The sequence below is a fragment of the Falsihalocynthiibacter sp. BN13B15 genome (genome assembly GCF_041205415.1).
Taxonomy (GTDB): domain Bacteria; phylum Pseudomonadota; class Alphaproteobacteria; order Rhodobacterales; family Rhodobacteraceae; genus Falsihalocynthiibacter; species Falsihalocynthiibacter arcticus.
In genome coordinates, this window is the sequence record NZ_JBGFCE010000041.1 from 1 (window position 1) to 3,775 (window position 3,775).

Below are 3,775 nucleotides of genomic sequence, written 5' to 3' on the forward strand. Positions count from 1 at the left end.
TCGACGCCAATCATTGTAACTTCGTTCATGGATGTCTCCTCCGATTTGGTGCTTTCAATATCACCACTATGGCACACTTTGATGCCGGTTCCGGGGTGAGGCATCCACACCATCAGTGGCCCGGAACTGCGCGATCTTCTACTTCGGCGGGGCTGTCACGGATCGATATTGCGTCGTTGAACTTACCTACTCCAGTCCGTTTTAGTGTGGCATGGCGAGACCGGCGAATGGCCCGCGTTGCCCGTAGATGCGCAAGCAATTCCTTCTTAAGAACGCCGCGCGTTTGGATGAACAGGCTACGGTAGATCGTCTCGTGCGAGACACGCTTGCTCTCATCATCTGGATGTTCACGCATCAGCCAGCCTGCGATTTGTTGCGGGGACCATTTGCGGATCAGCTTGGCCGATATCTCTCGGCAGAGATAGGCATTCCCATTCAACTTGCAGAGTTTTGGGCGATGCGCACGATTCCAAGCTGCTGTATTAGAATGCGCTGCGCGGTATTGGGCACGCCCGCCATTGCGTCTGACCTCGCGACTAATCGTGGACGCTGACCGCTTCAGGGATCTCGCAATGGACCGCAAGGACAGCTTCGCACGCAGGCCTCTGGATATCTCCTCGCGGTCCATCAGGGTGAAAGCGAGGCGAGACCGCAAGCGGTTTGGTGGACGGATGCCGCCAGTGCGCGCAAGGAGCGGATAAATCGATGACGATGAGCGATCAAAACCACGCCCGATCGAGTTCATCGATTCTCCGCGTTGCCATCCACTGCCGGCAGGCGATGCGTGCATCGCCGAGAGGGATCCCATATCTCTGACTTTTGCTCATCTGTGAAAAACACTCGGCGACGATACTTCATAGGGTTCACTCCATCTTTCCAAAAAGATTAGAGTGTTGCGTCGACCAGTTGAAACCGCCGGACCTTTCAGACCTTCGCTGCAAGTGCGCAAATGTCGGGTTCGGCGAACCGTTCAACAAACGGTCGTTTTTGGAAGATTTTCGGGAAAGTAGATTATTCTGCATCTCCCAGAGCCAACAGAAGCAGACAGGCTAGGATGGGCGAACCGAAAAGGCTGATAAGCACCCAGATTAATTGACTACGGCTCCTTCTCTCTGCCATGCCCGCAGGAAGCAGGATATATAGCCATAGTACAATAAACAGCGCAAACAGACCAAAGACTACAGAGAATATACCTTCCATTGATCAGTCCCTCCTGCGCTTATCGAAGCGGTCGTTTTGATGGCTAAAGCCATACCTAGTCTTTAGCATTTTTTCGGGCATTAAACTGCTCCCAGACATGCATCCTGCCCTTTTGCCTTGCGTCTGCTAGCCACAGCTTTTTGCGCACTCCTGGCACCACCATCAAACCATATTCTCCGCCTGAAAATTTAGGCCAGTCAATAGCTAAGCCGAGCTTTACCATTTCAGCCGATAGATCACGTCCATCCTGTAGATAACATTTGGCTACTGAGCGACCGTAAGCGTCTTGCTCTGTGACCTCCGCCCGTATTGTTTTTCCCTTACATAAATTAACTAAAGCCCATTTAGCGTTTTTGCCGTGTGGGTGATCGATTTCAGGAGCATCAACACCAAACAAACGTACCTGAGTTTTTTGAATGACCACGGTATCACCATCCACCACATAGGCAGGGCCTTGTAGCGTAGTGCTGATCGGTTGTTTACGTGCGCTTTGCGCGTCAAACGGCTGCCGCTTTGTAGCTGGCCTTTTATGAGATGTCGATCTGCTTGGAGGAGTATGTTTACTTCGACTACTTTTGCGACCAAACGCAAAAAAAGCGAGGCCAATGAGTAATAATATAAGTAAAGCAGCTTCCAACAAATCGTTCCTTTTCAAGCATTACTAACCAAAGATCGCATCAGCGCAAATCGTTCTGATAGAAACATTCAACAAACGCTCGTTTTTGGCACGGCCTCAAACCACCTCAATTTACGCGGCCAAAAACCCCATTCAAAACCTCGGCGGTGTTGAAGGTTTTTGACTGCGTGACGATAGCAGAAATTCGTGGCGTTGCAGAATATCGGTAGTCCGGGCTCTTTGCCGACTTTCGCTGCGTTTGCACACGAAATCAACGTCAAATCGGAGGGCGAGCGGCGGCAATGCGGACGAAGCGTCACTTCGTTACATTTGTCCGAACGACAGCTTTCGCCAGGGCTTGCCCATCTGGAGATACCATTTTTGTCGCAAGCGACTACGCAGATACACTAGCATTGGTTTGCCTTTCAGTTGGCCAAAGGCCAAGTTGATATAAATGAAAATGAAGGTGCATGGCCATGGAAACTCGAAAAACCGTTTTTACCAAAGAAATTATAATGATGGACGAAATGGGAAAGCCATGTGCGCCGATCACGCGTGTGGCGGCCCTGGCGATCGTCCGCAATGCCTTCGCGGGAATAGATCAAGAAGACTTATCACAATTGTTCGAAGTAGGTGTGGCACTCGGTAAAACTTTGACTGAGGAGCTCGTACATATGCTCTCAGCGCCACCAATCTGCTACGGTAAAGCAGCGCTTGTTGGAACTTCGGGCGGAATGGAACATGGCGCGGCGGTGCTGCATCCGAGGCTTGGCAAACCCGTGCGCGAAGCTATTGGCGGCGGCAAGGCTCTGATGCCTTCAAATCACAAAGTCGGAGCATTAGGCGGCAGCATTGATCTGCCACTTGGGCACAAAGATGAAGCATGGCCTTTCGATCATATCGACACGATGACCCTCTGGGTGCCGGACGCCCCTCGCGCAGACGAGATTGTGCTTTGCGTTGGATTATCAGACGGCACACGCCCGCACCCAAGGGTTGGCAAAGGCCCGAGAAATTCTTAGATACCAGCCGACTTTAGCATACCTACGGCATAGCGGTCATTCGTGCACGGTACGACATCTGGTATGGAGCATTCGAAGCAGCCTTGCGCTGTGGCTGCACCAAAAAAACAGACGCTCCGTGTCGGCAATGCAGATAAAGCTGCCTCTTACGCTCAAGCTCCGAACCGTGGCTTCACGCAAGATATTCATAAAGTTCTGTGTGTTTGGTAGAAGGTGGTTAGTCTACAACACCCAATTGTCGCGCAATGGTGGCGCTATCGTAATAGTCGCGTCCCTCGACCACCATTCCGTCCTTAACCTTCATAACCGAGCAATAGCGGACTTCGGCTCGTTTTCCGGTCGGCGCGAAATCCCCTAGGCTTGATCGAAGGGTCCCTGTGTGGGTCCCTGTATTGCGAAACTCGACAGTGGCCCACTTGCCGCATTGGCTAACAATCACATTTTCAACTTCACAAAGTCCGTCAGGGAAAGCCTCGCGCCAACGGTAATAGTCTTCCTTATAGGCCTCCTTTCCAGTGAGCTTCTCGCCGCGCGCTATGTCTTCGAAGTTACAATCTGTCGCGATTACTTCCGCGCCGCGATCCGGATCGCGCAACCCCCATGACTCGTGGAACTGACGAACTACTTTTTCAGTAGGATGCATCTTTCGGCTACCTTTGTATGTGGTGCAGGGGGGTGTTGTTCCTGAAGCTGATGATTGACCCTGATCTACAAAGCAAACGGTGGCAACATTTTTCGGCTAGGAATTTTTCTAGCCAAAGAAAGCGGACCTTCGTCACATCCTATTAAGTGCCCATTCAGGGCTCACTGCCGACCTTCGCTGCGTTTGCACATTGAAAAAACTGGGTCACAGCCCCGAGTGTCCGCTTTCTTCAAGTTGCCTAAATTAGTTTGCGTGTGCAGCGAAAGTCCGGTTTCCGCGGTGGTTTCAACCGGT

4 protein-coding genes are annotated in these 3,775 nt (G+C 51.5%); 1 reads left to right on the forward strand and 3 read right to left on the reverse strand.

Annotation, left to right across the window (positions count from 1 at the left end; all coding sequences use genetic code 11):
* Nucleotides 1-112: 112 nt before the first annotated feature.
* Both AB9F26_RS21925 and AB9F26_RS21930 read right to left on the reverse strand, forming a co-directional pair.
* Nucleotides 113-745 (reverse strand): IS30 family transposase, encoded by a 633-nt coding sequence (locus AB9F26_RS21925; protein ID WP_369769089.1) that lies wholly within the window; start codon nt 743-745, stop codon nt 113-115.
* A gap of 510 nt (nt 746-1,255) precedes the next feature.
* Complete coding sequence (locus AB9F26_RS21930; RefSeq protein ID WP_369757071.1) at nt 1,256-1,837, reverse strand: thermonuclease family protein; 582 nt, start codon at nt 1,835-1,837, stop codon at nt 1,256-1,258.
* 455 nt (nt 1,838-2,292) lie between these two features.
* Between AB9F26_RS21930 and AB9F26_RS21935 the strand changes: the two genes are divergently transcribed.
* Complete coding sequence (locus AB9F26_RS21935) at nt 2,293-2,838, forward strand: amino acid synthesis family protein (protein ID WP_369769090.1); 546 nt, start codon at nt 2,293-2,295, stop codon at nt 2,836-2,838.
* A gap of 217 nt (nt 2,839-3,055) precedes the next feature.
* Here AB9F26_RS21935 and AB9F26_RS21940 read toward each other — a convergent pair whose 3' ends face one another.
* Nucleotides 3,056-3,481 carry an ester cyclase gene (locus tag AB9F26_RS21940; RefSeq protein WP_369757074.1) on the reverse strand — a complete coding sequence of 142 codons (426 nt, stop codon included), beginning with the start codon at nt 3,479-3,481 and terminating at the stop codon, nt 3,056-3,058.
* Between the last annotated feature and the right edge of the window lie 294 nt (nt 3,482-3,775).